Origin of the sequence: Desulfovibrio sp., assembly GCF_035644575.1 — a bacterium.
Classification (GTDB): Bacteria; Desulfobacterota; Desulfovibrionia; order Desulfovibrionales; family Desulfovibrionaceae; genus Desulfovibrio.
On record NZ_DASQOG010000038.1, the window covers coordinates 1 to 3,244 of the forward strand.

The window sequence follows — 3,244 nt, forward strand, 5'->3', positions numbered from 1 at the left end:
GGCCGATGTTGAAAACCGCCCGTGGGTGGAACAAACCGAGCTGCAGGAGGCCATGGAAAAGATGGATTACGCCCTCACCCGCCTGCTCTCGCGCATGTAGGCCGTCATGCGGATTATTTCGGGGCGTCTTGGCGGACGCAATCTTAAGACTGTTGAAGGCGAGGGCTACCGCCCCGCCATGGGCAAAACGCGCGAGGCGCTTTTTTCCATGCTCGCCGCGCGCGGCATGGACTGGTACAGTGCACGGGTGCTAGACCTCTTTGCGGGCAGCGGCAGCCTGACCTTTGAAGCCATCAGCCGGGGCGCGGAACACGCCCTGATGGTGGAGATGGCCCCTCAGGCCGTGCGCTGCCTCAAGGCCAACATCGCCGCCCTGGGGGTGGAGGACGAGGCCCGCATAGTGAGCGACGATGTGCTGCGTGTGCTCAAAACTCCCCCTGCGGAACCGTATTCGCTCATTTTTATGGATCCGCCCTACCGCAAAAATCTTGCCAACCCGGCCCTCAAGCTGCTGGCTACTCGCCGCTGGCTTGCACCGGGGGCTTTTGTAACGGCTGAAATTGAAAAAGACGCACGGGTAAACCTGCCCGCAGAATGGACTCTTGAGGCCGAGCGCCTGTTCGGTCAGACACGCATATGCATCTGGACACTGCCATGAGAATAGCACTCTACCCCGGCACCTTCGATCCGCTGACCAACGGGCACCTGAGCCTTATCCGGCGCGGCTGCGAAGTATTTGACCAAATTGTTGTGGCCGTGGCGGACAACACGCCCAAATTCCCCCTGTTCAGCCATGAAGAGCGGGTGGAGATGGCCCGGGAGGCGCTCAAGGACGAACCGCGCGCCGTGGTGGAGCCTTTCTCCGGCCTCACTGTGGAATACGCTGCCCAACGCGGGGCCTGCGCCCTGCTGCGCGGGCTGCGCGCGGCCTCGGACTTTGAGTACGAATTCCAGTTGGCGCTCATGAACCGCCGCCTGCAACGCCACATCCAGACGGTCTTTTTGATGACCGACTACCAGTGGCTGTTCATCAGCTCCACCATCGTCAAGGCTGCCGCCAGCCATGGCGCGGACATCAAGGGCCTCGTGCCTGAAAACGTGCGCACGGCCCTTATGGATAAATACCACAAGGGTGAAGTGCGTCAGGGTACGCCCTGCCTTGCTCCGCCTTTTGGCGGCTTCCGCGTCAAGTGATCATGCCTGAAACGACTTCCGCGCCGCTGCCGGTTATCTGCCTGGCCGGGCCTACCGGCTCGGGCAAAACGGCGGCGGCGCTTGCAATGGCCGCTGCCCTTGACGGCGAGGTGGTCAACGCTGATTCGCGTCAGGTCTATGTCGATTTTCCCTTGATTACGGCCCAGCCCTCGCCGGAAGAGCGCGCCTCTTGCCCGCACCACCTGTACGGTTTTTTGCCCACGGAAAACAAGATCAGCGCGGGCCGCTGGGCGGAAACAGCCGTGGACAAGGTGCGCGACATCCTTGCACGGGGCAAGACGCCCCTGCTGGTGGGGGGTACGGGCCTGTACTTTCAGGCCTTGCTGCGGGGCATGGCGGAAATTCCGCCCGTTGACCCGCAACTCACCGCAGCTCTCACCACCCGCGTGGATGCGCAGGGCGCGCCCGCCCTGCATGCAGAACTGGCGCAGGCCGACCCGGCCTATGCCGCCAAAATCCACCCCAACGACCGGCAGCGCATCATCCGCGCGCTGGAGGTCTGCCAAAGCACGGGGCGGCCCTTTACGTGGTGGCACAGCAACGCCATGAGTACCCCGCTCTGCGTCGGCCCCCTGCTGACGCTGGACGCGTCCCTGGCATGGCTTGAGCCACGGCTGGCCCGCCGTCTTGACCTCATGCTTGCTGGCGGCGCGCTGGACGAGGCCCGCGCGGCCATGCGCTGTTGCGCAGATCCCGCAGCGCCGGGCTGGTCGGGCATTGGCTGCGCCGAAGCGCTGGCGCACTTGCAGGGCCGCCTTTCGCTTGAGGACTGCCGCTCACTCTGGCTGCGCAACACGAGGGCCTACGCCAAGCGCCAGCTTACGTGGTTTCGCGCCCGGCCCGAGGCCCAATGGTTGCCCCCGGACGATCCCGATGCAGTGGTGGACGCCGCCTGCCGCTTCTGGCAAAATGCGCGCAGCAGCTACAATTTTTAACCATTGGAATATACTGCTATTTTAGACCATTACAAGTGAGTGCCTGCAGCTATGCTCATGCCCGCCATTTCCATTGATCCGGAATTACGTTCGCTCTGGCCGGATACGGCCCTTGGCTGTGTTTTCTGGTCTGCTCCTGTTCGGGCCGAGGAACCGCAGTTGTGGCAGTTCTTCAACCGTAATGTTCTGCCCGGTTTGCGCCACAGTCTTGAATGCACGGAGCTTGCCGACATGCCGCAGATTGGCCCTTCGCGTCAGGCATTCAAGGCCTTTGGGCGCGATCCGGGCCGGGTGCGCATTTCCTCCGAGGCGCTCTACCGCCGCGTGCGGCAGGGCAAGGAACTGTACCGTATAAACTCCGCAGTGGATGCCAACAATCTGGTTTCGCTTGAAACGGGCTTTTCGCTTGGCACCTACGATCTTGCCCGCCTGAGCGGCAATATCCTGCTGCGCGCCGGGCGAGAAGGCGAAGCCTATGCGGGCATCGGCAAGGACGAACTTGATCTCTGCCGCATGCCCCTTCTGGCGGATGATCAGGGCGCGTTCGGCTGCCCGTGCAGCGATTCCAGGCGGGCCATGATTGCCGAGGACGGGCCGGACACATCGTCGCCCCGGCGTCTGCTCACTGTTATTTATGGCTTTTCCGGGGCCGGGCACGTCTCTGATGCGCTGAATATTACGCAAAAACATCTTGAAGTGTTTGCGGGCGCACAGATATTCGCCTCTTCCGTGCTCTGCTGAACGCCCTTGTTCGGCCCAAATCACACGGTACGAATGTTTTTTCGCAAACAATCTATGTTTTCCGCAGGTTGCGTGAACAATCAATAAAGCGCTCTTTTTAGCGAAAAATATCCCAAGCTCCCTGTTCCCAAGGCATAAGAAGCAATTACAACAACGGCCCCTCCTTGACGTGTCTTGCATGCTGGGATACCGTTGCAATATCTGCGTGTTCACCCCCGTAGGGATCGGGGGTACGGAGGAACCCGCTGCAATGTATGCGGCGGGCGTTGGGGTAATGTCTGATTGCAAAAGGACAAGCACATGAGGAACGGCACATCACTGCTTTTGCTGGCGGCTCTGGCCCTGGCGGGCGC

Annotated in this window: 4 protein-coding genes; all 4 read left to right on the plus strand. The window is 61.6% G+C overall.

Annotated elements, in window-relative coordinates; genetic code table 11:
- The first annotated feature begins 106 nt into the window (after positions 1-106).
- Genes rsmD through VEZ52_RS01635 form a run of 4 tightly spaced genes read left to right on the plus strand, consistent with a single transcriptional unit; the run spans position 107 to position 2,891 of the window.
- A complete protein-coding gene (gene rsmD, locus VEZ52_RS01620) occupies positions 107-658 on the plus strand; it encodes a 16S rRNA (guanine(966)-N(2))-methyltransferase RsmD (protein WP_324835250.1) in 552 nt (183 codons plus the stop codon).
- Positions 637-1,194, plus strand: coding sequence for a pantetheine-phosphate adenylyltransferase (gene coaD, locus VEZ52_RS01625; RefSeq protein ID WP_411329692.1), 558 nt, complete (start codon positions 637-639; stop codon positions 1,192-1,194). The genes rsmD and coaD overlap by 22 nt, the downstream gene beginning before the upstream one ends.
- A 2-nt stretch (positions 1,195-1,196) precedes the next feature.
- Positions 1,197-2,150, plus strand: coding sequence for a tRNA (adenosine(37)-N6)-dimethylallyltransferase MiaA (gene miaA, locus VEZ52_RS01630; RefSeq protein ID WP_324835251.1), 954 nt, complete (start codon positions 1,197-1,199; stop codon positions 2,148-2,150).
- Between the two features lie 57 nt (positions 2,151-2,207).
- Positions 2,208-2,891, plus strand: a complete 684-nt coding sequence (locus VEZ52_RS01635) for a B3/B4 domain-containing protein (protein WP_324835252.1) — start codon at positions 2,208-2,210, stop codon at positions 2,889-2,891.
- The last annotated feature ends 353 nt before the right edge of the window (positions 2,892-3,244 follow it).

Excerpts from the sequence above, each read along its gene's own strand:
- rsmD (WP_324835250.1), top strand. The coding sequence starts at position 107 with ATGCGGATTATTTCGGGGCGTCTTGGCGGACGCAATCTTAAGACTGTT.
- coaD (WP_411329692.1), top strand. The coding sequence starts at position 637 with ATGCATCTGGACACTGCCATGAGAATAGCACTCTACCCCGGCACCTTC.
- miaA (WP_324835251.1), top strand. The coding sequence starts at position 1,197 with ATGCCTGAAACGACTTCCGCGCCGCTGCCGGTTATCTGCCTGGCCGGG.
- VEZ52_RS01635 (WP_324835252.1), top strand. The coding sequence starts at position 2,208 with ATGCCCGCCATTTCCATTGATCCGGAATTACGTTCGCTCTGGCCGGAT.